Genomic DNA, 26,091 nt, shown 5'->3' on the forward strand with positions numbered 1-26,091 from the left:
CCGACATACCGGGCATCGAACTATGATCCATGCCTTTCATTGAATCCTGGCCCATGCCCTTCATCGAGCTGTGATCCATTCCCGGCATCGACTTATGGTCCATACTCGTAGCATCGGCCTGAGCCAGAGCCGCGGTAGCTGCAAATCCCATGAATGCACCGCTCAGAACCGATGCCAGCCGTTTTCGTTCCACGCTTAACGTCCCCATTTTGACTTACTCCACGACGACGGCGCGGAACATGCCCGCTTCCATGTGATATAGCAGGTGGCAGTGATACGCCCAGTTCCCTCTAGCATCCGCGCTTACGCGATAACTGACACGTTGCGCGGGATTGAGGCTTATCGTGTGCTTACGAACTTGAAAATTACCCTCAGGCGACTCGAGGTCGCTCCACATCCCATGCAAGTGAATCGGGTGCGTCATCATCGTGTCATTGACCAAGACGAATCGCACGCGCTCGCCAAACTTCAGGACAATAGGCTTCGCTTCAGTGAATTTCAATCCGTTGAAGGACCACATGTACCGTTCCATATTTCCCGTGAGATGCAATTCGATCTCCCGAGTGGGCGGTCGATTATCTGGGGGCTCGACCATCGAATGCAGATCGGCGTAGGTCAAAACCTTGCGCCCATTGCCTCGTAGGCCCACACCAGGATCATCTAGCCTGGTTGACACCACATCAGGAGGCATAGTCGTTGCGGGACTATTCTCTGCGGGATAGGGATGCTTGACTTCAACCATCCCTCCTTCCCCGTCTCCAGCGCCATGATTCATCCCGCCGTGACTCATTCCCGCCATGCCGCCCATACTGCCGTGGTCCATTCCGCTCATCGCGCCTTGGTTGCCTGCGCCCGACGAGGATTGATCAGCGTTGCTCATTGAGCCATGATCCATCCCCTTCATTGAGCCGCCCGACTCTCCGCCCATATCCATTCCGGACATATCGTGAGCCATTCCCATATCCATCATGGTGAGGACCTGTACCGGATCCGTAGGTGGCACTTCTGCCGCCATACCCTCACGCGGAGCCAGCGTGGCGCGCGCGAATCCAGAGCGATCCATAGCCTGTGAGAAGATCGTATAGGCCCGATCTTCACTCGGCTCCACAATGACATCGTATGTCTCGGCGACAGCAATTCGGAATTCTTCTACTTCCACCGGCCGGACTGGTTGGCCATCAGCAGACACCACTGTCATTTTTAATCCCGGGATACGAACGTCAAAATACGTCATCGCTGAACCATTAATGAAGCGTAGGCGAACGCGTTCTCCAGGCTTAAACAGGCCTGTCCAATTTCCCGCTGGGGCCTTACCGTTGGTAAGAAATGTATAGGTCGCACCGGATACGTCAGCCAGGTCGGTCTGATTCATGCGCATTTTCTGCCACATGAGACGCTCGTTTAGGGCATTCTTCCACCCGCTCTTCTTTGCGTCATCCATCAGGTTTTCTACGGATGGCTGGATATAGTTGTAATAATCGGGCATGACCTTAAGCTTGCGGAACACGCTCATCGGGTCTTCGTCTGTCCAATCGGAGAGCAGCACGACGTAATCGCGTTCAGCTCGCACAGGATCTGGACGCTTGGGTTCAATAACAATCGCCCCATACAGGCCCGTCTGCTCTTGGAAGCCAGAATGGCTGTGATACCAGTACGTACCGCTTTGACGCACTTCGAATTGGTAGGTAAACGTTTCGCCAGGACGAATCCCTGGAAAGCTCAACCCAGGGACACCATCCATGCCTGTCGGCAACAAGATGCCATGCCAATGAATTGACGTATCCTCGCTCAGGCGATTTGTGACGCGCAGCGTTACCGTATCCCCTTCCTTCCAGTGCAGGGTCGGCGCGGGCAACATGCCGTTGACGGTAGTTGCCATTCGGGGAGACCCCGTGAGGTTGGCCGGGGATTCACCTATTTCCAGATCAAACTCAGTGCCAGACAGTACATTGGCCTGCTCGGGAGTTGGGAGCGCCCACGCCGGTTGCCGCCAAAGCCCCAGACCGGTCAACAATCCACCCGCTGCCAGGCCTTGAACAAACTGGCGGCGTTGGTTCGAAACAGCTTTTGTCATTTGCTCTCTCCCCGGACTGCCACTGGCCGCCCGGCTCCGAATTACCATCATTTGACCGAAACGGCCCCCTTCATGCCCGCGGGATAATGCCCCGGCTCAAGACATGCGAACGCCACGTGACCCGCCTTATCGAATTGCCAGACGATTTCGCCGGTCTTGCCAGCCTCCAGAGAGACGGAATTCGCCTCTTCGTGGCGCATACCTGGATCCTTCAGCATCATTTGATAATGGCCACTCAGGTCAGCCTCAGTACCCAGCACCATTTCGTGACGGATCTTGCCCGAGTTAGTAACCCTAAAACGCACCGTTTCGCCGGCTTTAACGTCAATACGGTCCGGTGTGAACCGCATGGCGTCTGTCATGACGACATCGATGGTGCGAGACACTTTGGATGCGTTGCCAGCCTTACCAATCGGAGCAGCTGTCTCGTGACCACCGCTATGGTTGCTACCATGCTCACTTCCGTGCGAACCCGCAGCTAGAGCACCAAACGAAATTACCGCGGCACCAACCGCAGCAATTAGGCGAACGCGATTGATCACTTTGCTCATCTTCATCCTCGACAATCGAAGTTGGGAAAGGCTGCCACTGTAACGAGCCACCCCTAACTACAGTCTGTCAGAAAGATTACTTTTTTGTAATGTCCTGATCGCGTTGAATTGTAAAACCCACTTCTGAACCGTGATTATCCGATTTCGCAAACGCGGCACCGCCATGCATCCGGGCAATTGCGCTAACGATTGCGAGCCCCAAGCCGTGTCCGTCTGCCCGTCCACTGCGAGCGTCATCCGCGCGAAAGAATCTATCGAAGATTCTGGGTAGCGCATCCCGGTGAATCGGTGTCCCTGGATTCCTGAGGCTGATTTCGACGAACTGATCGTCTTGTGCGCAACGAGCAAGTATCGTCTGACCATTTGGCGTAGCTTTTATCGCATTGCTCACGAGATTTGCAATGGCTCGTCTTAACAAGCGTGAGTTTGCGTGTACTTGCACATTTCCATCAACCACTAAGCGCACCCCGGCCTCTTCCAAAGCCGCCTCGTAGTATTCAACCACCTGATCTATCTCATCGCGAACCATCACGGGCCGGAGGTCGCGGGCAGTCTCGCCACCATCGGCACGCGCGAGAAACAGCATGTCGTTAATGAGCGCCTTCAGGCCGTGAAGCTCCTCCAGGTTGGATGCCATCACATCGCGCAATTCCTCAATGGAACGCTCCGAAGAAAGAGTAACTTCTGTCCCGTTGATCAACGTGGCCAGCGGGGTGCGCAATTCATGCGCTACGTCAGCGTTGAACCCCTCCATCTGCTGATAAGCAGCCTGGACACGTGCCAACATTTTGTTGAACGTGTGCGTGAATTCTCTCAATTCACGATCGATCCCACCCTCTGGCAACCGCACCTTTAAATTATCAGGCCCGATCTGGGCCGCGCGGGCGGACAGCCGACGGATAGGGGCAAGGGATCGTCGAACCGCCCAAGCTGACAGTATCACCGTCACACCTATCCAAATGATGCATATCAGCACTAAAGCTGTAGCGAAGGCATAAAGGAACTCCGCACTGGGACGCACATTGACAGCGACAAGGAGCTGACCTTGCGGAAAGAGCTTTCCGTCAAGGGCAGCCTGCATTCCGCGCATATGCAATCCATCTTGCGTTTGAAGAGACACTTCGCCATCGGAAAATACTCGAGTGATCTGCGGTGCCTCGGCACCGTAGAAAACTTCACCATTGGGCCGTATGATCCACACCCGGAGATTGGTGTGCCCGACGAGAATACCGTCAAGCGTCTGACGCAAGCCATCGTACTGCGACGGCTCCGTCTGCATATCCACCATGTGGTCGATAAGCTCGAGCTTTCCCGAAACTTCCGTCATCTCCTGGCGTTGAACCTCACGCTTTAACGCCAGGAACAATGTGCAGCCTGCCACCGTGGACACCACGAGCGCAATCAAACCTAACAAAAGAGTGAGGCGGACCTGAATAGAATTCGTTGGAAGTAACCTCATTCACCGCGTTCCTCTAACACATAACCCATACCACGTACCGTATGCAAAAGCCTCCTGTCAAAAGGGTCGTCGATCTTAGCTCGCAAGCGTCGCACAGCGACTTCAATCGCATTCGTGTCGCTATCGAAGTTCATATCCCAAACTTGTTCAGCCAACATCGTTCTGGACAGAACTTGCCCCTGCCGGCGCAATAAAAGCGCAAGCAGCGTGAACTCCTTCGCCGTCAAGTCCAGTCGCATACCCGCGCGATGCGCCTTTCGCCGAGCAAGGTCCAACTCGAGATCGCCCAGTTTAAGCAGCGTTGATTCCTGGCCGCGGCCTCGCCGAAGCAATGCCTGGATACGCGCCAGTAACTCAGAAAACGCAAACGGCTTCACCAAATAATCGTCAGCTCCGTTCTCAAGGCCCCGCACCCTATCCTCCACTTTGTCTCGCGCAGTGAGCATGAGAACGGGAGTGTCCTTGGTTTCACGCAAGTCCTTCAGAATCCAAAATCCGTCGATTCCTGGCAGCATGACATCGAGCACGACGAGATCGTAATTGCCCTCCAGGGCGGCGTGCCGGCCGTCGACTCCGTTGCTTGCGATGTCCACGACGTAGTTATGTTCCGTCAAACCCTTTTGCAGATAGTGTGCCAGCTTACGCTCGTCTTCGATGACCAGAATTCGCATAACGAACCTCCTATTCCTTGCATAAATGTAATCAGCTAGTCCGATTCATGTCAGTACCAGACACGTAAAGTTTGAGATGTCGCCCCAACCCCAATTGGGTCATCTGATTCGAACGGAACCATTCATGCTAAATCGAAAATCACTGCTTACCGTTGCCGTCGCTGGCAGCCTGCTCGCCCCCGCAATCTCGAATGCGTCGCAGACATTCGAAACTACCAACGACGAGATTGGTCTTGTCACGCATTATGCACCGACTTCAGTCACCCGCGAGCAGGTTCTTCAAGACCTTGCCATGTGGAAAGCTCAACCCATTGCCAGCGACGGATGGCGAGAGACCGACAGCGACCAAGCGTGGCAAGCGCCGACGTCCGTTAATCGCCATACGTCTCACCAACCCCTTACGACTGCCAGTCAGGAACACGAACGTTGGCGCGTGGTTGATGGAGAAGCCGGCTGGATTGGCCCGTTCGGGGTTTGACGTTCATCCCCTTTTTTCAGGTCGGTACGTAGAACCTGAACATGGCATCCGCTATAGCCCCTTCTCATAGTTGATGCTCTGATCTCGTCGATGCATATGCGGCCATTTCCTGCGCTGCAGGGAGCAGATCGTCCCATGCATCTACGCGTCGCACCACACACTTGTAGATCCTTGTAGGAGATTTATATGAAACGCATTTCGTGCGCCATTGTCGCAGCAGCTATTTCTTTCGGTGCGATTGGCATCGTTCATGCTGAGACCAAGACTCGCGCCCAAGTCCGTGCCGAGCTGCAGGAAGCGAAAGCTAAAGGTCTGGTTACGTATGGAGAGCAGGAATACCCGGCGCCCGCCGTGTACACCAGCGGCAAAACCAGTGAGCAGGTGAAAGATGAACTGCAACAGGCTAGAGCCGCCGGCTTGATCACTGACGGTGAGCAACAGTACCCGCCGCAAGTTCCCGTCAGCAGCAGCAAGACGCGCTCACAGGTGCTCGCAGAACTGAAGGATGCTAAGGCTGCGGGCCTGGTTTCCTATGGCGACTTGGATTACCCGCCTACGCTCACCAACTGACCCACAACACCTCGGACTCCTGATTGTCCAATTTGCCTTAATGGGCTTAGCAAGCCTCAGGCGCTGAATCAGCATTCGCGCCTGGCACTCCCCTCCACGCGTTGCATGAAGAGAATGCATGAAGATCCTATACACCAACTTCCATAGGGCTGACGGAGGAGGGCACACAACATACATCATCTCTTTAGTGAGGGCATTGAAAGAAGCACATGAAATCGTAGTTTCCGCTCCATTGACAAGCCGTCTGCATCAGACGCTACTGTCGCTCTCCGATGTTAGGGTAGTCAATCATGACTTTCGAGGTGGGTTGCTGAAATGCGTACGCGATGCGCGCCGCTTCAGAGCATTCCTGCGTAGCGAGCGATTCGACATCGTTCATGTCAATGGTTCCGCAGACCATCGACTGTGCATGTTGGCGGTCGCAGGAATGGGTGTCGATCGGCCCGCAATTGTCTATACGCAGCACAACGACAGAGACGTCAATCGATTAGGCACACTCATCCGAGCGCGTTTCGGTACCACGCGCGTGATTTGCGTGTGCGCCCACAGTAGACGAAAACTGGAACAAAGCCCATTCAACCGATGCGGACTTACTACTGTTTACAACGGCGTCGACGTTGACCGATTCTCCCCCCCGCCCGCCTCTGACGTCAGGCACTATCGCAAACGCTGGATCGAGCCGCGACGGTCTGGCCGTTTGGTGGTTGGAAGCAATGCCGGCACGGCTGATTACAAGCGTTGGCTCGATATGGTAGAGGGTGCGGCATTATTGCCGAAGCATCTTCGCGATCAGATTATAATTTTGATCGCCGGCGTACCGCCCTCGGAAGACCAAGTATCCAAAGTCGAACAACTCGGCATGATGGACCATGTAATCTTCGTCGGCCTGCTCGACGACGTTCGACCATTCATTGCAACACTGGACGTCGGGTTCGTACTTTCATCGGAGGTCGAGACCATATCGTTCGCCTGTCGCGAGATGATGGCAATGGGCGTTCCCGTTATCGTCAGTGATTCGGGTGGACTTTCGGAAAACGTGGAACCTTACTGTGATGGCTGGGTGGTTCCTGCGTGCAATCCGCGTTCCGTTTCACTTGCCATAGCGAGCATCTTGACGAACCGCCAAAGCCTGATTCCCATGCGGCATGCTGCGAGAAAGAAGGCAGTCTCCGAATTCTCACTTACACGGTTTGTGTCCGACACACAAGATGTATACCTAGCAACAAAGTAGGAAACTCATTCCATCCAGCACGGGTTGGAACTTGCTCGCTTATGCGGTGATAGGGAGACCAGCGGCTCAAGATAGCGCTGTTCGACTTTTTTTATAGAAAGTCTTCTGCTTGCGGCAACGTCGTCAGCAATCGGTCTTGAACTTCTTCAACTAGTGACAAGCCGGTACCGATCCAGACACGCCACACAAACAGTCTCTTGTGATCGTCAGAAATGCGCACGGCTCCCATGTCCATTCATTGGATCTGTATCGTGTGTTCTTTAGCGCCCTAGCCTAGCTGGATACGGTGGAATCACGCTGGTCGCCACACATCGTCAACGATCACTGCATCACACCAAAAGCCGTAGTGTCAGCACGTTGAATTCCGACGATTTCAATACAAAAAAGTAATTCCATCGTACGCATTTTGACAGAGAATGTCTCATAAAATTCCGATGTCAATATGCACTGCTTATCATGTTCCCCGGCATAAGAAACGTTCTACCGACGCAGCCGATGAGTAGCCGCTCTGCCAATGGAGTGCGACAGGGCTTGCAAGCATTCTAGTAACCTGCCGACAACGCAGCAGCTAGAGTGTGTCACTGCAGTCATACTGAGCGTGACCTCTATCCTCCGCGAAGGGATGAGGTGTTTCGCACCGCGCATACTGCGTACACAGTATGCGCGGTTTTTCTTCGCACATGCATGGTGAATCCTATTGAAAGTACGCACGAACGTTCTTCTTGACAGTGTCACGGATTATCTCTTCGCGCTTCTCAACGGCTGCGTGAACCAAGCTTCCAGGCCTGCAGATTGCAGACTAAAACGTAATCTCGTTGTTGGCATTTAGCAAGGGTCGATCCAATAGAATTTGTTGTACAGCTATTTGATTTTTGAAAGACATCTTGCCGCGCTTAAATGCTCTGCTTGAGTCGGAACGTAAGGAGTTTCTCGTGAAGAATTTTTTGAAGTATCTACCCCTGGGACTGGCGTTGATTTCTATGCAATCGGCCATCGCAGGTTCAGCATCGACGTCGGAGAAATCCGCATTCGCACAAGATGCAGAACTCTCCCGTGCAGAGGTGCAGGCCGATTTGGCTATCTGGAAGCGAGCTGGCATGGACAAGTTCTGGCGAGGGAATCAGACTCCAAACACATTCAGCCGGGAATACCGAATGGCTCAGGCCGAATATCAACGGATGCGAAATGGCACGGAGTATCAGCAGGAACTACAACGTCGGACACAATGAGGCTCCTACCGCGCTTGATACGAACTGCCTTTCGCAGACTGAGTATCTCGCAATTGCATGCCACTTCGGTGGCATATTTTTTTGCTAGCTGTTGTCGCCAGCACAGGGAGCATTACAATCTTTCTTCCTTTCCGTTAACTTTCTCAACTTCATTCGAATGAGCGCCTCGACTGAACAGCCATCAACCGACGAGCGTCGAACGTTATGGATCGTGCTGATTCTCAACGCAGCTATTGCGGCGGCGTTTTTCATAAGCGGGGTAACCGCGGATTCAAGTGCGTTGATTGCGAACGGTGTCGACAACCTTTCTGACACAGCCGTCTACGCTCTCGGGCTGATAGCGTTGAGCCGCGGGAGCTTGTGGAAGCAGCGCGCGGCGATGGCATCGGGCGTGATGTTACTTGTTTTTGCTGTAGGGATATTGCTGGATGTGGGACGCCGCTATTTTCAGGGTAGCGAGCCAATCGGGCCGACAATGATGATCATGTCGCTTGTTGGCGGAGGAGTCAATTTCTATTGCTTGCGTCTTCTGCATCGGCTGGAGAATCCTGATGTCAATTTGCGAGCGGCAACGACATTCAGCCTTAACGATTTTATATCTAATGGTGGAATTTTGTTGTCTGGCGTACTGGTCTTTTGGCTGAACAGCAACTGGCCTGATCTTCTAGTTGGGCTGGCGACAACGTTAATCGCCATCAAGGGTGGCGTTGACATATTGCGCGATGTCAAAACAGATATCCGAAGGAATAATGGCTATGGCACGAAATAATATCAAGATATTCGGTGACAGATATCACCGACGATTTAGATACCGTGCGCCACTGTACTCCGCCATGACGAATCTAACGATCTCGAGAGAGTAGATAACAAGAACCCCGTAGGCAGAAGAATGGGGTCCATAGACTCAGCTCCATTAACGAATCGGCCGCTTTGCTATTCTCACCCCGCTCAAACGCATCCAGTCGCCCAGTTCCGGACGTGCCAATACCTCATACTCGGCCAGGCGTTGGGCTGCCGACATATCGTCCGCAATCGGTAAGCCAGGATGGCAAATCAAAAGATCGCCATCTCGCGCATTGTTCAACCAATGATGCAATAGCCTAGCATAACGACGTTCGCCTCCTTGAAATCTGTAGATTCCAAGCATACGCCGATTGATAGGCCAACCTTCGCATCGAGCGGCCCGCGCCACCTCGTCCGCGCCCAGAGCTCCAATTAAGTGGGCTTTGGCGGAATCGAGAATAGGGATTCCCGTCAACAGTCCGGGAGCGGTATATCGCAGCCAGGGCTTCCGGCGCCCACGGTAGCGTTCGCGCAATATGCAAAGCAATCGTGGTAGGACGCCGGGCAACTGATGAACATGTTGATGGCCATCGATATAGTCTGGAGGCCGTCCCAGTGTCTTCTCAAAAGTATCAAATTGACGCAGGAGCTGGTTGTCGACCCATGCTCTCTCAAGACGACCAGAATAGACACGGCCTATAAGTGTGCGTAGTGCCAATACGTTCGGTTGACTCGTTCCTCCAAATGCTCCCCCGCTGTCAGAATAGTTGGAACCTCAGTTGCTGTTAGAGTCCCAAACCATTGGGGGCAAAGAGAAGGTTCCGATGAAGTATTCCGCAGAACGCCGGGAAGCCATCCTGAAGAAGTTACTGGCCCCGCACAACCGCACGGTCTCCGACCTGGCACGCGAAGAAGGCATTTCCGAGGCCACGATCTATAACTGGCGCAAACAGGCCCGCGGCCAGGGCCGTTTGTTGCCAGACCAGGCGTCGGACAGCGAGGGCTGGAGCTCGCAGGACAAGTTCAACGCCGTGCTGGAAAGCGCTGCGCTGTCCGAAGTGGAGCTGGCCGAGTACTGCCGGCGCCGGGGACTGTATGCCGAGCAGTTGCGCCGCTGGCGAACGAGTTGCGAGCAGGCCAACGCGCAGAGCCAGAGCGCCGCCCGGCAGGAGGCCGACGCGCTCAAGGCTGAACGTCGCCGCACGCGCGATTTGGAGCGCGAGCTGCGCCGCAAGAACGCCGCGCTGGCTGAGACGGCAGCATTGCTGACCTTGCGAAAAAAAGCCCGGGCGATCTGGGGGGACGAGGAAGAATGACCAATGCCCAGGATCGCCGTCAAGCTGTAGCGTTGGTCGATGAGGCTCGCCAGGCCGGTGCACGCTTGCAGAGCGCATGCATCGAACTCGGTATCGGCTTGAACACTTATCGTCGCTGGGCGACGGGCGATGAGGACAGACGCCCGCACGCCATACATGCCACGCCATCGCATGCACTGACAGACGCCGAGCGCCAGGCCGTGCTGCAGGCCTGCCACCGTCCCGAGTTCGCCAGCCTGCCGCCGGCGCAGATCGTGGTACGGCTGCTCGATGAAGAGGGCCGGTACCTGGCGTCGGAGTCGACCTTCTATCGCGTGCTGCGCCAAGCCGATGAGCAGCACCGCCGTGGCCGGGCGCGCGCGCCACGTCACGCTGGAGCACCACGGCGCCACTGTGCCGACGCACCCAACCAGCTCTGGAGCTGGGACGTCACGTACCTGCATACGCGTATCCGCGGCCGGTTCTATTACCTGTATCTGATCCTGGACATCTACAGCCGGAAAATCGTCGGGGCCGAGGTGTTTGAATCGGAGAACATGGCCAACAGTGCCACCATCATCCAGCGCGCCGTGCTGCGCGAGCAGTGTCAGCACCGACCCCTGGTATTGCATGCCGATAATGGTAGCGCCATGAAAGGCTCGACCTTGCAGGTCACGCTCGAGAAGCTGGGCATTACCGCCTCGCACAGCCGACCCCAGGTATCCAACGACAACGCGTATTCCGAGGCCCTGTTCCGCACCTGCAAGTACCGGCCCGGTTACCCGATCGACGGCTTTGCAAGCGTGCAGGCCGCACGCCTGTGGGTGCATCAGTTCATCCACTGGTACAACCATGAGCATCGCCACAGCGCCATTCGCTACTTGGCTCCGGCGCAGCGTCATGCGGGCCTGGATGCCCCCATTCTGCAAGCCCGACAGCGCCTGTACCAACAAGCCAGGCAACGCCACCCAGCACGATGGTCGGGAAAACTACGCAACTGGCAGCCCATCGGCAGCGTCTGGCTCAACCCCGAGCCGGATCAACATGAGCAAGACACCGATCCAGTATTAGAGGCCGCATGAATCAGGTTCCAACTGCCTTGACAGACGCCGTGCTGCGGTGAGATTCAGATGAAGGCCAACATCAAGATCAGCATCATTCAGCCGTCGCCCATTGACGACAAACGTGGGCCCGTGTACCAAGCAGCTAATTGCGCTGAGACGATCTAGTTTTATTAGTTGAAGTATGCCTGCATCAATACCAGAACTCATGCCGAAGTCGTCGCCGCAAAACACAACACGCTTCCAACATCGTTCTTCACCTTGCTCAGCACTAACGAGGCGGCCATGAAGCTCTTGATGATGGAAGCACGCTGGTTCGTTTTGGTGGGCGTCGGAGCTACCACGACACATTGGTTGGCCGTGGTGATGTGCGTTGAGTGGTTGTGCATACGCCCGTTGGTTGCGAACATCGCCGGATGGTTCATCGCATTCATAGTGTCTTTTATGGGACATTATTTGCTCACTTTTCGCCATTTAAGCGCGCGTTGGACGATAGCGCTACGACGCTTCTTTCTCGTATCGACATGCGGATTTTTGTTCAACGAGGTTGTGTACGCCTGGCTGCTGAGCAATACGAGGCAAAGCTACGAGCTTATGCTCGGTTTGGTTCTCTTAGGCTTGGCTTTCGCCACATTCCTCGCTAGCCGGTTGTGGGCATTTAGATGTCGCTCTGGCGGTTGACCCTCACTCCTACTGTATCCCTCGTCTCTGTGCACCGACACCCGAGCAAACGACTTTATCGACTGGCTGTTTTACGCAGCTCATAGAGGACAAAGCGCCGACTGGAATATCGAGATTTTGCAACAACTCCAGGTGAGGCCAGTAGCGGCCAGGATTTATCACGGGAAACTGCCACCCACAACCGACCGGATGGGCTAAATGGCGGCAAAGTGGATGCTTGCCAGGGAAGCAATTTCGCTTTGCCTTGCGAGTAATATCGCGCAGAGAAAGGTCTCGAGCCTACAAAATAGAGCGTGTCGCCGGGCTGCTGCAGCTTCTCAACCATTGCGACGAGGCCCTTCTCTGTCTTGAAGCGTGGTTCGTCGAGAATACCTAGTGTGCCGATCACAACAGCAGCGATGGGGACAAGCAGCGACGCTGCGAATACGAAAGAGTTCGCAAGTCTCTGGTTCCGGGTCAGTTCTACACTTGAGAGCCAACAGCCAAGGCCTAGAGCCAGCGGCGGCAGGCTTGGCAAGACATATGTCCATAAGATGTTGCCGGAAAAAGTAAAAAGGACCGGGGCTACTAATGCCCACGACACTAGTAGCTTGACTATGGGTTCACGTAGAGCGGCTTGAGCAGCCTGGCGTAGACTGGATTTCAGTGGCAGCACCAGTAGGCCGGTCACGAGCAACAGACTCCACGGTGCTGAAGCCGCAATCCAATCTAACCAAATTGCTCCCCATGCGCGAGCGTGGGCGGTGCCGTATCGATCACCTGCCCAACCCGCGTCGACGAAGCGAAGGAAATGCTCGCCCACGAGGAAGTACTTCAGAAATCCAGGCGTCTTGAGTTCTGCGATGACATACCATGGCAGTGAAATAGCGAGCATCAATGCAAGCCCTACCGACCACGGTAGAGCCTTTAATGCCTTTCGGCCTTCACGCGCCCATAACGCCCAAGCCAAACTCGCGCCTCCAATCAATACCAGAGCAAGCGGGCCTTTGGCCAACAGACCGATCGAAAGACCAATGAAGAATCCATAGCGCCAGAATGCAGTGGGGCAAAAGGGAGCCACCATTAGTGCAAGCATCGATAGTGTCACGCCCAAAGTGAGAAACGGGTCCGTGAGAACGGCGCCGGCGCTCACAAATGGCAGAAGCATCGCAGCCAGCATTAGCACAGCCCATCGCGCCTGCTGCAAGCCGAAGACTCTTCGTGCAGCCACATAGACGAGGCGCGCAACCAGTAGCATGACTAGCAAGGACGGTAGGCGTACCGCGAACTCGCTCAATCCGAGTAATTTGATGCTCAGGGCCTGAGCCCAAAAGGCTAGAGGAGGTTTTCCCCAAAAGGGCTCCCCCGGTTCAAACCAGGGGGTGACCCAGTCTCCCGAGACGGCCATTATCCTCGCAATCTCTGCATAGCGCGGCTCTGACGTGTCAATCAGTGGAAGCGTTGCCATGGCAAACAAACGGACCCCCAATACAACCACGACGGCAATTAAGAGAGACTTACTACTTATTCTCACCGACTTGCTCCGCCGACGAATCTCCAGGTACAGGCGCTTCGGTTGATTCGATGATCTCCCGTACAAGATAGACGGGACGTTGTTTTGATTCCATGTATGTTTTTCCCAGATATTCGCCCAACAGGCCGATAGTCAGCAACTGAATGCCGCTAAGTAATGTGATCATCGCCATTAGGGACGGATAACCGGGCACTGAGTCGCCAAAAATCAGTGTCTTGAGCACTATCGCAAGACCAAATCCCCCCCCGAGCAATGCAATTACGGCGCCGATTGCAGTGGCCCAACGCAGCGGTGTCGTCGAAAACGAGGTGATACCCTCCATCGCCAAGCCAAACAGGGCAAAGTAATTCCATTTGGTGGTACCGGCCGCTCGAGGTGCTCGATCGTAGTCGATGACGGTCGTTGGCATGCCCACCCATGCATATAGACCTTTCATATATCGGCATCGCTCTGGAAGCCTAAGCATGGCATTGACAGTACGCCGACTCATCAATCGGAAATCACCAGTATCGGCCGGAATTTTTGAATGGCTAAGACGGCTAAGTAGGCGATAGAAGGCGTATGCCGAGAGCTTTTTGGCCCATCCTTCTCCTTGTCGAGATCGACGACGCATGCATACTACGTCGGCGCCAGCTCGCCAAGCAGCAACCATGGCCGGAATCAGTTCAGGGGGATCTTGTAGGTCGGCGTCCAACACGATCACTGCGGCACCACGAGCATGCACCAAACCAGCCGACATCGCGGCTTCTTTGCCGAAGTTGCGGCTCAGGCACACAATGCGCACTGCGGAATTTTGCCGGGCCACTGCGCGGAGAAACGCGACGCTATCGTCAGTGCTACCGTCATCGACGAAGATGATTTCGTATGGGTACCCCTGGCTTTGCAGCAAAGGTTGCAATCGATTCAGACACAGGGGAAGAACTTCTTGCTCATTAAAGAAAGGAATAATGATGGAAAGGCAGTCACTTTGAGCTGCCGAGGCGACTGGTTTCACGGGTGGTTGGTAGGCAGCTAGAGCGTGCATGAAATCGACCTAGTAATACGATGCATCACTCTAGCCGCTGACCCACGACAACACGCAGACGACTACATTACATTTTGGTCAGTTTCAAGAAACGAGAAACCTATGTTCAAGAAGCAGACACCGATCACATACACCCAACTCAAAAACACTTATGAGCCGTGTGTCGGGAAACCATGTGACCTTATGGAAGCCGTTGTCGCGATTTTCCCCCAACCACCTCAACAGCCTCAAGCGTCATAAGACCAATATCGGTCACTTGTTCGAGCGATATCGCAAAGGCCCGAAGTTTGATGTCACTATCCACTATTTCAATGACGACTGCGCGATCGTTTTCTAGAACATGTTTACGATGGAGCTGTGCCGCATGGCCAAATCCCAATAGCGCTTCCAAGACTGTCACCCCTGCCAGGCCGCTGTCGCGGGCGGCAGTTGCTACATACTCGAATACGCGACGGTCACCGACGTATGCAGACTCATCGGTATAGATGCGTAGAAGTTTCATTGTTTGTTCGGTCACTGTATGTCTCCTTCAATGGGAGTTTCACTCTTGAGCGCTCCTTCAGGGATATCGCTCTTCCGTTTCTCCTTCGGCTCCAGCACTACCTTAGCAATCGCAGGCAGGACTAGCAGCGTTAATATCGTTGCCGCGATCAATCCTCCAATGACCGTCGTCGCGAGTGGCTTTTGCACTTCTGCGCCTGTACCCAGCGCTAGTGCCATTGGCACAAAACCAATGGCGGGCACAAAGCCGGTCATCACAACTGCCCTCATCTTTTCCTTCATCCCTTCCCGGATGGCTTCGGACAGTGGCAAGCCTGCTTCGGTATGTGCACGGATTGCGGTCATGACCACCAAACCATTCAACACCGCTACCCCCGCCAGGCAGATGAAACCGACTGCGGCCGAAACCGAGAAATTTATCCCTGTCATAGCCAACGTGAAGACCCCTCCTGCGAGGCCTAACGGAACGGCGAGGAACACAGAAAGTGCGCGTCCGAATCCACCTAATGCCATAAACAGAAGCACGAATATCGCAAGAAAGCATATCGGCACGACAATCGAAAGCCGTTGTGATGCTGCCTGCAGGCTTTCAAACTGACCACCCCATTCCAGATAGTAGCCAGCCGGAAGTTGCACTTGAGCAATCTTTGCTTGCGCCTCTTCTACGAAGGAGCCGGCATCGCGACCATCCAGGTTGACTTGCACCACTACACGCCGTTTACCATTCTCGCGCCTAATTTCGTTTAGTCCCTCCGTTAATCGAATTTGCGCGACTCGGGCAAGCGGAACTTGACGCCGCAACTGTCCTTCCATCTCGGGTAGTAGTATGGGCAGTGCTCGAATGGCATCAAGGTTCATGCGGGTTGCTTCGGGCACACGGACAGTGATGTCGAATCGCCGATCTCCCTCGTATAGAAGCCCCGATGGACGTCCTCCCAGTGCCGCGGCAATAGTGTCTGCAACGTCTTGGACGGTAAGCCCATAGCGTGCAATCTCTGCGCGGTTTAGTTTTACATCGAGTGTTGGCGCCCCACCCACTTGGTCGGCCTTGACACTGCCCGCCCCGGGGATGTCCTGGAGTACGCGGACCATTTCGTTCGCAGTTTGCTGCATTTTCTCGAGATCATCGCCATAAAGCTTGATGGCGACATCGCCGCGTACACCTGCAATCAATTCATTGAAGCGCAGCTCGATGGGTTGACTTACCTCGTACAGATTGCCGAGTTGAGTACCTGCAGCTTTCTCAACGCGCTCAATAACCTGCGCTTTGGTAGTCACGCCGTCCGGCCATTCTTCTTGCGGCTTGAGAATGACGAATCCATCGGACACGTTCGGCGGCATAGGGTCTGTGGCGACCTCTGCAGTCCCGGTCTTGGAAAACATCAACTCGACCTCCGGCAGTTTTTTAATCGCATCCTCGACCTTGAGTTGCATCGCGAGCGACTGTTCTAAGCTGACAGAAGGAACCCGAGTTGAAGCCACCGCCAGATTTTTCTCGTCCAGCTTCGGTATGAACTCTGATCCGAGCAGCCCGAACGCTGGAATTGCGGCGAGAAAGAAGACCAGTCCCGCAAAGATGAATGGCCATGGCCGTGCGATCGCCTTGTCGAGAAAAGGTAAGTATCGCTCTTTCGACTTTGCAATAAGCCAGACTTCCTTTTCTGCAACCCGACCACGAATCAGAATTGCAACAAGCGCCGGAACAAGCGTGATCGCCAGAATGAATGCCGCGACCAGGGCCAGCATGATGGTGATCGCCATGGGCGAGAATGTCTTGCCTTCGACCCCTGTGAACATAAGGAGCGGGGCAAAAGTAAGGAGAATGATCACCTGACCAAATACAGTCGGCTTAATCATTTCCTGTGCGGCACGCATTGTCTCTTCCAGGCGCTCTCGAAGGAACAGCAACCTGCCTTCATGCTGTTGTCGATGGGCGAGTCGGGCTAAGCAATTTTCAATGATTATGACTGAGCCGTCGACAATAAGGCCAAAGTCGAGCGCACCGAGACTCATGAGGTTGCCCGGAACTTTAAAAGCGTTCATCCCCATTGCCATCATCAGAAACGAGAACGGAATTACGAGTACCGCGATCAGCGCTGCGCGCCAATTGCCGAGCAACAGAAATAAGGAGGCTGCGACGAGTATCGCTCCTTCAGTCAAGTTACGCTCGACAGTGGAGACAGTCGCATTTACCAATTTTGCTCTGTCCAACACCGTTTTTACCTGAATGCCTGGCGGCAAACTGGTCGCAATTTGGTCGAGTTTGGCGGATACATCCTCTGCTACGACTCGACTGTTCTCACCGATGAGCATAAGGACTGTACCAATGACGGCTTCTTCGCCATTCATACTTCCCGCGCCAGTACGCAGATCTCCACCGATCTTTACGTCGGCGATTTGACCGACAGTGATAGGCACTCCCCCACGCGTAGCAGCAACGGCATTGCGAATTTCATCGACCGAGCCGACACGCGCATCGACCCGCACAAGATACGCCTCACCACCACGGTTATAGTAGTTGGCACCTACTGCGATATTCGCCCGTTCCAGCGCTTCACCCAATTCGCTGTAGGAAATGCCATAGCTCGCGAGCTTTGTAGGGTTGGGTTCGACAACAAATGTCTTCGCATAACCCCCAATGGAGTCAACACCAGCAACGCCCGGAAGCGCCTTGAGTTGCGGGGCAACGATCCAGTCTTGTACGGTACGAAGATACCCAGCTTTGGCGACCTCATCGACCATCCGATCGCCTTCAGGAGTCAGATAACTACCATCTGGCTGCCAGCCGGGCTCACCCGCGACCTTCTGCGCTCCTTCTCCGTCTGGATAGGTATATCCAACCGTATACAACAGCACCTCGCCAAGTCCGGTGGTGACAGGTCCAATCTGTGGCTGTACTCCATCTGGCAAACTTTCCTGTGCTTTGATCAGCCGCTCGCCCACCTGCTGGCGAGCAAAATATAGGTCGGTTTTGTCAGTAAAGATCGCAGTGACTTGGCTAAAGCCGTTGCGTGATATGGAGCGAGTGGATTCCAAGCCAGGAATGCCGGCAAGCGAAATTTCGACCGGATAAGTAACGAGCTTTTCAATCTCCACTGGCGACAATCTAGGATCGACTGTGTTTATCTGTACCTGATTGTTGGTAATGTCTGGCACGGCATCAATAGGCAGTTTGGTGAGCTGCCAGACTCCAAGGGCTCCAATTGCGAGGAAGAGGAAAAGCACCGCCCAGCGCGCACGGACGGACAAAGCCATGAGACGTGCAATCATGCTTATTCCTCCTCGCCTGCGCCCTTGCCAAGCTCAGCTTTGAGCAGGAATGCCTGGCCGGTAACAATCGTCTCGCCTGGGGAGAGGCCTTTTACGACTTCGACACGCCCAGCGCTGCGCTGGCCAATGGTGATAAAGCGTGCCTTGAAGCCGTCTGCAGTTCGTACAAAAACCGTGTCTTTGCCGTCTAACGTTTGGATCGCCTCCTCAGGAACGACGATCACGCCAGAAGCTTCAGTTTTCTGCGGGAATATCCGTACTCGGACAGCGAGTCCTGGCTGGAGCGAGCCCGCCTCGACGTCGATGACAGCAGTTGCCTGCCGCGTTGCAGTATTGAGGGATGGAGTAACTGATCCAACTTTCGCTTCTAGAGTGCCGCCTCCTGGTAATTCCACAATGGCACGGTCCCCAGGCGCAATGCGGAAGATGTCGCTAGGAAGTATGGCTGCTTCCACTTGGATCTGCTTAGGATCGGCGATTCTGAAGAGCTCAGTTTCAGGTTGAACGAAAGCACCTAAGCTCAAGCTCTGCGTAGTGATTCGGCCACTAATCGGGCTGGAAACGGCTACACCTTGACCGTCTTTGGTAACATTGGCGACCTCGGCCTCAACTTTGGCTCGACGGGCATCGGCCGCAGCGGCTTGAGCTTCTGCCTGTGCCCGCTCCAGGTCGACTCGTGCGGAGACTTGCTGCTTGTATAGATATTGTTCACGTGCCAACTCCTTCCTTGCGAGTTCAGCTCGTGCGTATGCGGCCGTTCTTGCAGCAGCTAACTGTGCCGCATCGCGGCTGGCAACTACCGCTAGCACTTCACCAGCTTGGACCGGATCTCCTAGCCGCTTGAAGACTTGCGTGACCGCCCCACTTGCTCTGGCCGTGACGATCGCTTCCCCTCCTGGCTGCGGTGAGACGACGGCTTGCGCCCCGATTTCGGCATCCAGTCCACCGGGCTGCAAGACTTCAGTCGTGATCCCTGCCTCGCGAATTGCATCGATGCTCATCGTGAGGCTATCAGGCTGTGCGGGCTCGACGAGGCTGGCTTCCTGAGAGCTGCTTACGATACCTGCCGAAGGAGCTGTGTAGCGCGCAATACCAAAGCCGCTGATACCGGCGAGCAGGACAGCGCCAACAACGCTTCCGATCAGGCGCTTGTCATATGGATTCATTTCCGGTCTCCGATGCAGTTATGCAACCTTGAGTTGTGTGTTCATACAAAATCGGCGCTGGAGTTAAAAAGCGCCTTCTGTTCATTGCTTTATTCATCAGCATGCACGTCGACCTTATTCCTTGCTCGTTATCGAGAAGAACAGGCAACTGCGGCGACCTCGTGGCGAATGACATCGCCACGGCATATTTTGGAAACGAAAAATCAGGGTGGCGATACATATGAGGCGCTGCACTTAGTAGCCAATGAGGCGATCTATTTCCGCCCGGGCGAGGAACGCTTCACTGAGGGCGGTTAGGTAGGATATGTTTCCCTGGGTAAGTGCGCGCTGTGCATCGAGAACTTCCAGATAGCTCATTTTCCCGGCTGCAAACCCTTTTCGTGCAGCTTCATATGCCCTTTGCGCCCCTGGTAGTACTGCATTTCGATATTGCTGCGCAGAGGAAGCAGCTAGATCGTATTTTGATGCGGCTTGAATCAACGATGAATTTAGACGTGCCTCGAGATCACGATATACATCTTGAGCTTTATATGAGCGCATGGATGCCGCATAAACGTTGCCCTGATTGCGATCGAAGAGCGGCAAAGGAATGGAAATGCCAAGCTGCCCGCGATTACGCCCCATTTCATTGTCGCGAGCAACCCCTACGCTGACAGTGATGTCAGGATAGCGCTTGCTTTTTTCTACTTCGAGTTCGGCTCGACTGAGTTCCAGAGCGGTGCGTCCCGACGCTAAAAGGGGAGATTTATCGAGCGATGCCTTTAACTCGTCTAATGAAGGCCGGGGTGGCAGGGATTCCAGACTGGCTGCAACACCCTCGAAATCGGGTTGACTCTCACCCCAAGTGAGCGCAAGAGCGCGCCGAGCATTTGCCAATGTATTCAATGCGGCTTGTTCCGCTAAACCGCTATTACTTAGCTCGACTTCAGCCCGCGTCTTTTCCAGGGGAACCGCTTTTCCGGACTCAACCCGAGCAGTAGCGACACGTAGCGCACCTTGCGCAATGTCTCTGGTCTCGCGCGCTACGCGTACATTTTCCTGGGCAATTGCCACTTCGAAGAATGCTGCCGACACCGATGCACGCAAGCTAGAGCGTGTGGCCTCTAAATCCAATTGAGATATATCTCCTGCCAATCGAGCAGCCTGTTGTCGAGCTCCGCGTTTTCCTCCCAGTTCGATCGGTACGTTGAGCATCGTTGTGGTCGTTCGTGTAGCTCGTCGTTGGTCCTCTACGTTCACGTCCAAACTCGGATTGGGCATTACTCCCGCTTGGGTAATGAGGCCGTCGGCTGCCCGAGCTTCATTCCGTGCGGCAGATAACATCGGATTCCGCGTCAATGCCTTGTCGATCGCTTCTTGCAACGTGATGACGTCATTGGAATTAGTCGCTGCGCCTGGATCAGCACTAGATGCCAAGACCGAGGCCGACAGGGCATAGAGACATACGCCTGCTATGAGGAACGGTAGACGTGGCAAACGCATTTTTGAACCTTGAAGAACGCCTTGGCGACGCAATATTGGCACGTAGTAGCGACGCCGCTACCGACGAAAATATAGATGGCTGGTACTGTATCGAAGTGGTCCCGACAAAATAGCGACGCCAAGATGACAAATTTGCAAACTATTCAGGCCGAAGACCATCTAATTACTGATTAGTAATTTGGTTGTTCGTCATTTGACGTCAATATGTTCGTAAAATGCCAGCTATTGCAGGCAAATCCTTATTTTTTGTAATTAGCACCTCCGGAATCAAGGGTGGGAAAATTGAAAATATTGGTCATTGAGGACGAGCGAAAGCTCGCGGAATATCTCAAGCGCGCGCTTTCCGAACATAACTACGTCGTCGATATTGCAATGGATGGTATTAGCGGACTTCATCTAGCCCAGGAGACGCAGTACGACTTGATTCTTCTAGACGTAATGTTGCCTGGACGAGATGGCTTTTCGGTATTGGCGGAATTGCGAAAAGGCGATCGGGTCCCTATCCTGATGCTTACCGCACGCGACAAGCTGGAGGATCGTGTTCGAGGGCTGCAAGATGGTGCTGACGACTACCTGGCAAAACCTTTCGCGCTTTCAGAATTATTGGCACGCGTGCTTGCGCTGAGTCGACGCCAGAGTAACTCAGTTATCGAGCCGAACCGCCAAAATGTGCTAAAGGTCGGCGATCTGGAGCTCGATCTGTTACGCCGCAGGGCGTCGCGTGGAGGCGTGCGCCTTGATCTCACGGCCAAGGAGTTCACCTTGCTGGCACTGTTAATGAAGAAACAGGGCCAAGTCTTGTCACGCTTGGACCTGGCGGAGCAAGTGTGGGACATTAACTTCAACAGTAATACGAATGTAGTCGAAGTGGCAGTACGCCGACTGCGCGGCAAGGTTGATGACCCTTTTCCAACAAAACTCCTCCATACAGTACGCGGTATGGGATACGTACTTGAACCACGGGAAATTTGATGGCGATTCGTCCTAGAAGATCGTTAAGACGATGGCTATCGTGGTGGCTGGTGCTTCAAACATTTGCCGCCTTAGGTCTGGTATGCATAGTTGTATATGGTTCCGTGTACCTAAACCTTTTGGCTCGGCAGGAGACCTTGCTTGAGCAAAAGAAGGGGGTAATCGTTCACCTAGTAGACGAGTTTGCTTCTTTTGGTGATTTCTCCCATTTGGAGCACAAATTAACGGATTTTTTCTATGGCAAATCTGAATTTAGTCTTCGGCTGAAAATCAATGGCAAGCTCATGACCTATGGTGAGCATGAGCCGGCATTGAGTCCCAGAGATATTAAGCAGACGACCTTCACGCTTACCATGCCTCAGCAGCCTGGAGTGCAAATGGAGGCAGAGCTCCTGTTAGACATATCACCCGACATACAACTCCTAACCATACTGGCGTGGACCCTATTCGCCTGCGCGCTTGGCGGCGCGTTGCTTGTCTCGATGATTGGAGATGTACTGGTTCGCCGAGCCTTGTTTCCGCTTCATGATGTTGGGCGGCAAGCTGAGATGCTATCGCCACACAGAATTGGTGAGCGTCTTGATGAAAGCGGTCTTGCCGAAGAACTGCAGCCGCTAGTGCGGCAGTTCAACCAAGTACTACAGCGTGTTGAGCGAGCGTATGTCCAAATGGAAGGCTTCAATGCGGATGTGGCTCACGAGCTACGTACCCCGTTGGCAACACTGATTGGCGAAACGGAGTTGGCGTTATCAACGCGGATGTCACGGACCGGGCTTCAAGAGACTTTGGGCTCAAACTTGGAAGAGTTACAGCGCATGTCGGGTATCGTTAACGATATGCTCTTTCTATCACAGGCGGATCGTGGCGCAGCCGCGCGCACAACTCGGGTGTGCAACCTGCGCGAGCTCGTATACGAAGTACTCGCTTATCATGAAGCAGAAGCTTTTGAGGCAAAAGTATCTTTCATGGTTGTCGGAGACAAGTCTGCGGCTGTCGACAGAACGCTATTCCAGCGGGCGGTTTCGAATCTTGTCTCCAACGCGGTGCGCTTTGCCCTCCCAGATACCCAAATTCAGGTTCGCATCGAGGAGAGGGACGAAGGACAAATGGGGGTCACTGTAAGAAATATCGGTGATCCAATCAGTACAGAGCATTTGCCTCGCCTCTTTCACCGCTTCTATCGGCTGGACTCGTCCCGGGCCAGCAACGCTATGCATCATGGACTCGGCTTGGCCATTGTAGCTGCGATAGCTCGAATGCATGGAGGGCAGACCTATGCGAGTTCCGACCATATCTCGACAACTATTGGTTTCAGCATAGACGGAAGCAGATCGATGGATGCCTAGCGACCCTTTTCACCTACAACATTGCAGGGACATTACATTTTTCGCTGCACTACTTTTCATATTCGTAATACGTTTGTCCGCTTATTGACGTAGCTAGGCAGCTAAAGTCTTCTCTGTTGATCAATAGTGCAAGTACGAACCCCAGTGCGTTGTGATCGCTTGCTCCATGGTCTTTGAATTTTCGACCTCCAGATAACGCCCATGTGTGGCGAAAATCCCTCAAAAAGGTGCATGGTGGGGCTATTCAGATCTACTGATGAAGATACTTATTATCGATGACGAGAGGAAGCTGGCAGAGACTGTCAGGCGTAGCCTGACAGGGAACGGCTACCTCGCTGATATAGCATTGGACGGCGCAAGCGGATTACAGCTTGCATATGAAATGCAGTACGACTTGATTATTTTGGACATTAATCTCCCCGACATGGAAGGATTTGAGGTCCTGCAACGAATCCGGCAAAGTGATGCTGTCCCAGTCATGATGCTAACCGCACGAACGAGCTTGGAAGATCGAGTCAGGGGCTTAGAACAAGGTGCAGACGATTACCTCGCGAAACCATTTGCTCTTTCTGAATTGCAGGCAAGGGTTCAGGCTCTTCGCCGCCGTGGAAGCGGCAACGAGAGCAGACGGGGACCGAACGTGCTTCGCGTCGCAGATTTGGAACTTGATTTACTGAGGCGCCGCGTCGTGCGTGGCAACGCACGCATCGACTTGACCGCCAAGGAATTCAATTTGCTGACGATTCTTATGCGCCGTCAAGGCGAAGTTGTCTCACGCTTGGTATTGGCCGAGCACGTATGGGATATGAACTTCAATAGCAATACAAACGTCGTGGAAGTAGCGGTCCGTCGACTGCGCTCTAAGATTGATGACCCATTCGATGCGAAGTTGCTGCACACGATTCGTGGAATGGGCTATTTGATCGAGTACCGGCCCGATTGAATGCCCAGAAGGCATTTTCTGAACGGTTCCCCGTGCGCCCAGCCACGCACCGATCTTGCCAATTTCGACGGAAGCGCTTGCCTGGCTCGAAAGCCCAATCTGGCCTCCGAAGCTCATGATCGCGGCTAAGAACCATGGCGAGAAAATTGGCCGGAGGAAGCTCATAATTGCTTCGCCCCGGCCATTGAAGGGAGCGGCGTGCTGTACTCCTCACCGCTCCACTTGACCTTAGAATACGTGTCGCAAACCGATAATCGCTTCAGTTGCTTTAGCGTCGCTTTGGAACGCGAAATTCTTCGTATACGACCCGGCTGCGTATATGTTAGTCCGCTTTGACAACTTGTAGGAATAGCCCAATGCAAACGTATTGCTCGTCGAATCCCCGCCGGTCAGATCACTATTGTTCGGATCAACACGCTGCCACGAGCCGAACATGCTGCTGGCCCCGCCCAGCGGAACCGCAACACCGAGCAGGTACGAGTTCGTACTGAATCCATCAACGAAGGCATTCGATGGTGTTCCTTGGAAGCCATTGATGTTTGCGCCGGACGGGAGCCCCTTTCCGGCGAACCAACCGTCTGTTGCGCGTTCATAGGCAGCGATTAACTTCAAGACTTCAAAATCATATGCTGCGCCGACAGTAAATGAGCGTGGCGTGGCACTTGTCTGTGCATTGCTGAGTTTGTTGGAGGCATTCAGCTGTTCGTATGCAATAAATGCAAGAAGGGGGCCATTGTTGTAGCTCAAACCGCTGGTGATGGCTCGAGTATTGTCTGCCGTAGCAAAGCCAGATTGAGCCGCCGAAAGATCGTTGGCATTGAAGGAGTACCCTGCCGATAGGCGAAAACCGCCAAACGACGGGCTTTCATACAACGCCAGGTTGTCATAACGAACCCAATTCGATCCACTGAAACCAAGACCAGCTCCGGTAGTCAATTGAGTGAATCCGCCGAATTGATTACCGAATAGGCTACCCATCATGCGGCTGGCGACGTTGTATTGGCGGCCGAGGCGCACTTCTCCCCAATCGGCGCTTCCCAGACCTACAGTGGCTTCACGACCGAACAGGCGACCGCCTTGGCTAGATTCGCCGTTGGTCGAATCGAAGCCAGACTCGAGTCGAAACGTAGCATAAAGCCCATCCCCCAGGTCCTCTTTGCCACGCAAGCCCCAACGCGAACCCGCAGTCTGGCCAGTTGTGGCACCGATCCTGCTTGCGTTCACATCAGCCTTGGCGCCCGTATTGGGATTCGTATAGGAACCGTCGACCTTGGCATATCCGATACCAGTGTCGATGAGGCCATAAAGGGTTACCGATGTCTCGGCGTGCACGGCGGCAGCCGAGAAGGTAGCTGCGGAAGCAGCCAAGAGAATAGTTTTTTTCACAATTGCTCCTTATGTGGAATCGAACTGCATGCCAGGCCGACAGAAGAAGCGATCAATAAGGGGCTTGTGCGTAGTTCACGACGAGGTTGCCCGATCTGCCGACGTTAGCTATCGCCAGTTTGGATAGCGGCAATCGACAAATAGCGAACTAAAAAATTACATGTTTGTTCTTATGTGGTTATGTCCGTGGAGTCGGCATTTGAAGCAACTACGTAAGTCTTTGTTTTGCATGAGCAACATCACACCATGTCAATTGACGTGTCGCCGAAACATCGGCCTCCACGCATTCTGGTTGAGATGTTCCTTTGTCGCAATTCCACCACGATGTGGTTATTCGGTTTTGGTCGGTGCACTGGAATAGCTAGTATCCGTCTAGATATGACTAGCGCTAGTCGTTCATTGCAT

General features: G+C 53.9%; 23 protein-coding genes and 1 pseudogene. 10 read left to right on the forward strand and 14 right to left on the reverse strand.

Features of this window, described 5'->3' with window-relative positions:
- Nucleotides 1-214: 214 nt before the first annotated feature.
- From BPET_RS23275 to BPET_RS23290, 4 genes are all read right to left on the reverse strand, one after another.
- A complete protein-coding gene (locus tag BPET_RS23275) occupies nucleotides 215-2,074 on the reverse strand; it encodes a copper resistance system multicopper oxidase (protein WP_012251418.1) in 1,860 nt (619 codons plus the stop codon).
- 47 nt (nucleotides 2,075-2,121) lie between these two features.
- Entirely contained in the window at nucleotides 2,122-2,625 is a 504-nt protein-coding gene (locus BPET_RS23280; protein WP_012251419.1) for a cupredoxin domain-containing protein, read from the reverse strand.
- Nucleotides 2,626-2,701: 76 nt separating this feature from the next.
- Nucleotides 2,702-4,084, reverse strand: a complete 1,383-nt coding sequence (locus BPET_RS23285; protein ID WP_012251420.1) for a heavy metal sensor histidine kinase — start codon at nucleotides 4,082-4,084, stop codon at nucleotides 2,702-2,704.
- Nucleotides 4,081-4,755 (reverse strand): heavy metal response regulator transcription factor, encoded by a 675-nt coding sequence (locus tag BPET_RS23290; RefSeq protein WP_012251421.1) that lies wholly within the window; start codon nucleotides 4,753-4,755, stop codon nucleotides 4,081-4,083. The genes BPET_RS23285 and BPET_RS23290 overlap by 4 nt, the downstream gene beginning before the upstream one ends.
- A 124-nt stretch (nucleotides 4,756-4,879) precedes the next feature.
- Between BPET_RS23290 and BPET_RS26815 the strand changes: the two genes are divergently transcribed.
- The 5 genes from BPET_RS26815 (at nucleotide 4,880) to BPET_RS23305 (ending at nucleotide 9,032) form a co-directional block, all read left to right on the forward strand.
- Nucleotides 4,880-5,233 (forward strand): hypothetical protein, encoded by a 354-nt coding sequence (locus tag BPET_RS26815; RefSeq protein ID WP_151208993.1) that lies wholly within the window; start codon nucleotides 4,880-4,882, stop codon nucleotides 5,231-5,233.
- Between the two features lie 186 nt (nucleotides 5,234-5,419).
- Complete coding sequence (locus BPET_RS23295; protein ID WP_012251422.1) at nucleotides 5,420-5,803, forward strand: DUF4148 domain-containing protein; 384 nt, start codon at nucleotides 5,420-5,422, stop codon at nucleotides 5,801-5,803.
- Nucleotides 5,804-5,921: 118 nt separating this feature from the next.
- Nucleotides 5,922-7,034, forward strand: a complete 1,113-nt coding sequence (locus BPET_RS23300; RefSeq protein WP_012251423.1) for a glycosyltransferase — start codon at nucleotides 5,922-5,924, stop codon at nucleotides 7,032-7,034.
- A gap of 932 nt (nucleotides 7,035-7,966) precedes the next feature.
- Nucleotides 7,967-8,263: a DUF4148 domain-containing protein gene (locus BPET_RS26250; protein WP_012251424.1), complete on the forward strand. Its 297-nt coding sequence runs from the start codon at nucleotides 7,967-7,969 to the stop codon at nucleotides 8,261-8,263.
- A gap of 157 nt (nucleotides 8,264-8,420) precedes the next feature.
- Nucleotides 8,421-9,032: a cation transporter gene (locus BPET_RS23305; protein WP_012251425.1), complete on the forward strand. Its 612-nt coding sequence runs from the start codon at nucleotides 8,421-8,423 to the stop codon at nucleotides 9,030-9,032.
- Nucleotides 9,033-9,176: 144 nt separating this feature from the next.
- On the opposite strand, the gene BPET_RS26255 is transcribed toward BPET_RS23305, so the two are convergent.
- Nucleotides 9,177-9,764, reverse strand: coding sequence for a ChbG/HpnK family deacetylase (locus BPET_RS26255; RefSeq protein ID WP_012251426.1), 588 nt, complete (start codon nucleotides 9,762-9,764; stop codon nucleotides 9,177-9,179).
- A 106-nt stretch (nucleotides 9,765-9,870) separates the two neighbouring features.
- Here BPET_RS26255 and BPET_RS23315 point away from each other — a divergent pair.
- Nucleotides 9,871-11,423: pseudogene (locus tag BPET_RS23315) on the forward strand (IS3 family transposase).
- Here the strand turns inward: BPET_RS23315 and BPET_RS27600 are convergent.
- The gene (locus BPET_RS27600) at nucleotides 11,409-11,612 is read right to left on the reverse strand and encodes a ChbG/HpnK family deacetylase (RefSeq protein WP_158310100.1); all 204 of its coding nucleotides are present in this window, start codon (nucleotides 11,610-11,612) and stop codon (nucleotides 11,409-11,411) included. The pseudogene BPET_RS23315 and the gene BPET_RS27600 sit on opposite strands and share 15 nt — an antisense overlap.
- Nucleotides 11,609-11,836, reverse strand: coding sequence for a hypothetical protein (locus tag BPET_RS27425; RefSeq protein WP_231852733.1), 228 nt, complete (start codon nucleotides 11,834-11,836; stop codon nucleotides 11,609-11,611). The genes BPET_RS27600 and BPET_RS27425 overlap by 4 nt, the downstream gene beginning before the upstream one ends.
- On the opposite strand from BPET_RS27425, the gene BPET_RS23320 reads away from it, so the two are divergent.
- A complete protein-coding gene (locus BPET_RS23320; RefSeq protein WP_331386540.1) occupies nucleotides 11,769-12,083 on the forward strand; it encodes a GtrA family protein in 315 nt (104 codons plus the stop codon). The two genes, BPET_RS27425 and BPET_RS23320, sit on opposite strands and share 68 nt — an antisense overlap.
- A gap of 55 nt (nucleotides 12,084-12,138) precedes the next feature.
- Here the strand turns inward: BPET_RS23320 and BPET_RS26265 are convergent, their stop codons facing one another.
- The 6 genes from BPET_RS26265 to BPET_RS23345 form a co-directional block, all read right to left on the reverse strand.
- A complete protein-coding gene (locus BPET_RS26265; protein ID WP_012251428.1) occupies nucleotides 12,139-13,596 on the reverse strand; it encodes an ArnT family glycosyltransferase in 1,458 nt (485 codons plus the stop codon).
- Entirely contained in the window at nucleotides 13,583-14,620 is a 1,038-nt protein-coding gene (locus tag BPET_RS23325) for a glycosyltransferase family 2 protein (RefSeq protein ID WP_012251429.1), read from the reverse strand. The genes BPET_RS26265 and BPET_RS23325 overlap by 14 nt, the downstream gene beginning before the upstream one ends.
- A 181-nt stretch (nucleotides 14,621-14,801) precedes the next feature.
- Nucleotides 14,802-15,137 carry a DUF190 domain-containing protein gene (locus BPET_RS23330; RefSeq protein WP_012251430.1) on the reverse strand — a complete coding sequence of 112 codons (336 nt, stop codon included), beginning with the start codon at nucleotides 15,135-15,137 and terminating at the stop codon, nucleotides 14,802-14,804.
- On the reverse strand, nucleotides 15,134-18,391 hold the full coding sequence (locus tag BPET_RS23335; RefSeq protein WP_012251431.1) for an efflux RND transporter permease subunit: 3,258 nt from the start codon (nucleotides 18,389-18,391) through the stop codon (nucleotides 15,134-15,136). The genes BPET_RS23330 and BPET_RS23335 overlap by 4 nt, the downstream gene beginning before the upstream one ends.
- 2 nt (nucleotides 18,392-18,393) lie before the next feature.
- On the reverse strand, nucleotides 18,394-19,557 hold the full coding sequence (locus BPET_RS23340) for an efflux RND transporter periplasmic adaptor subunit (RefSeq protein ID WP_012251432.1): 1,164 nt from the start codon (nucleotides 19,555-19,557) through the stop codon (nucleotides 18,394-18,396).
- A gap of 234 nt (nucleotides 19,558-19,791) precedes the next feature.
- Complete coding sequence (locus BPET_RS23345) at nucleotides 19,792-21,039, reverse strand: TolC family protein (RefSeq protein ID WP_041863221.1); 1,248 nt, start codon at nucleotides 21,037-21,039, stop codon at nucleotides 19,792-19,794.
- Between the two features lie 282 nt (nucleotides 21,040-21,321).
- Between BPET_RS23345 and BPET_RS23350 the strand changes: the two genes are divergently transcribed.
- From BPET_RS23350 to BPET_RS23360, 3 genes are all read left to right on the forward strand, one after another.
- The gene (locus BPET_RS23350) at nucleotides 21,322-22,011 is read left to right on the forward strand and encodes a heavy metal response regulator transcription factor (protein WP_041864401.1); all 690 of its coding nucleotides are present in this window, start codon (nucleotides 21,322-21,324) and stop codon (nucleotides 22,009-22,011) included.
- Nucleotides 22,011-23,357: a heavy metal sensor histidine kinase gene (locus BPET_RS23355; protein ID WP_012251435.1), complete on the forward strand. Its 1,347-nt coding sequence runs from the start codon at nucleotides 22,011-22,013 to the stop codon at nucleotides 23,355-23,357. Before BPET_RS23350 ends, BPET_RS23355 begins: the two co-directional genes overlap by 1 nt.
- Before the next feature lie 256 nt (nucleotides 23,358-23,613).
- On the forward strand, nucleotides 23,614-24,300 hold the full coding sequence (locus BPET_RS23360) for a heavy metal response regulator transcription factor (protein ID WP_041863222.1): 687 nt from the start codon (nucleotides 23,614-23,616) through the stop codon (nucleotides 24,298-24,300).
- A 228-nt stretch (nucleotides 24,301-24,528) separates the two neighbouring features.
- On the opposite strand, the gene BPET_RS26270 is transcribed toward BPET_RS23360, so the two are convergent.
- Nucleotides 24,529-25,686, reverse strand: coding sequence for a porin (locus BPET_RS26270; protein ID WP_012251437.1), 1,158 nt, complete (start codon nucleotides 25,684-25,686; stop codon nucleotides 24,529-24,531).
- Nucleotides 25,687-26,091: the final 405 nt, after the last annotated feature.

This window comes from Bordetella petrii (genome assembly GCF_000067205.1).
GTDB lineage: Bacteria > Pseudomonadota > Gammaproteobacteria > Burkholderiales > Burkholderiaceae_B > Bordetella_A > Bordetella_A petrii.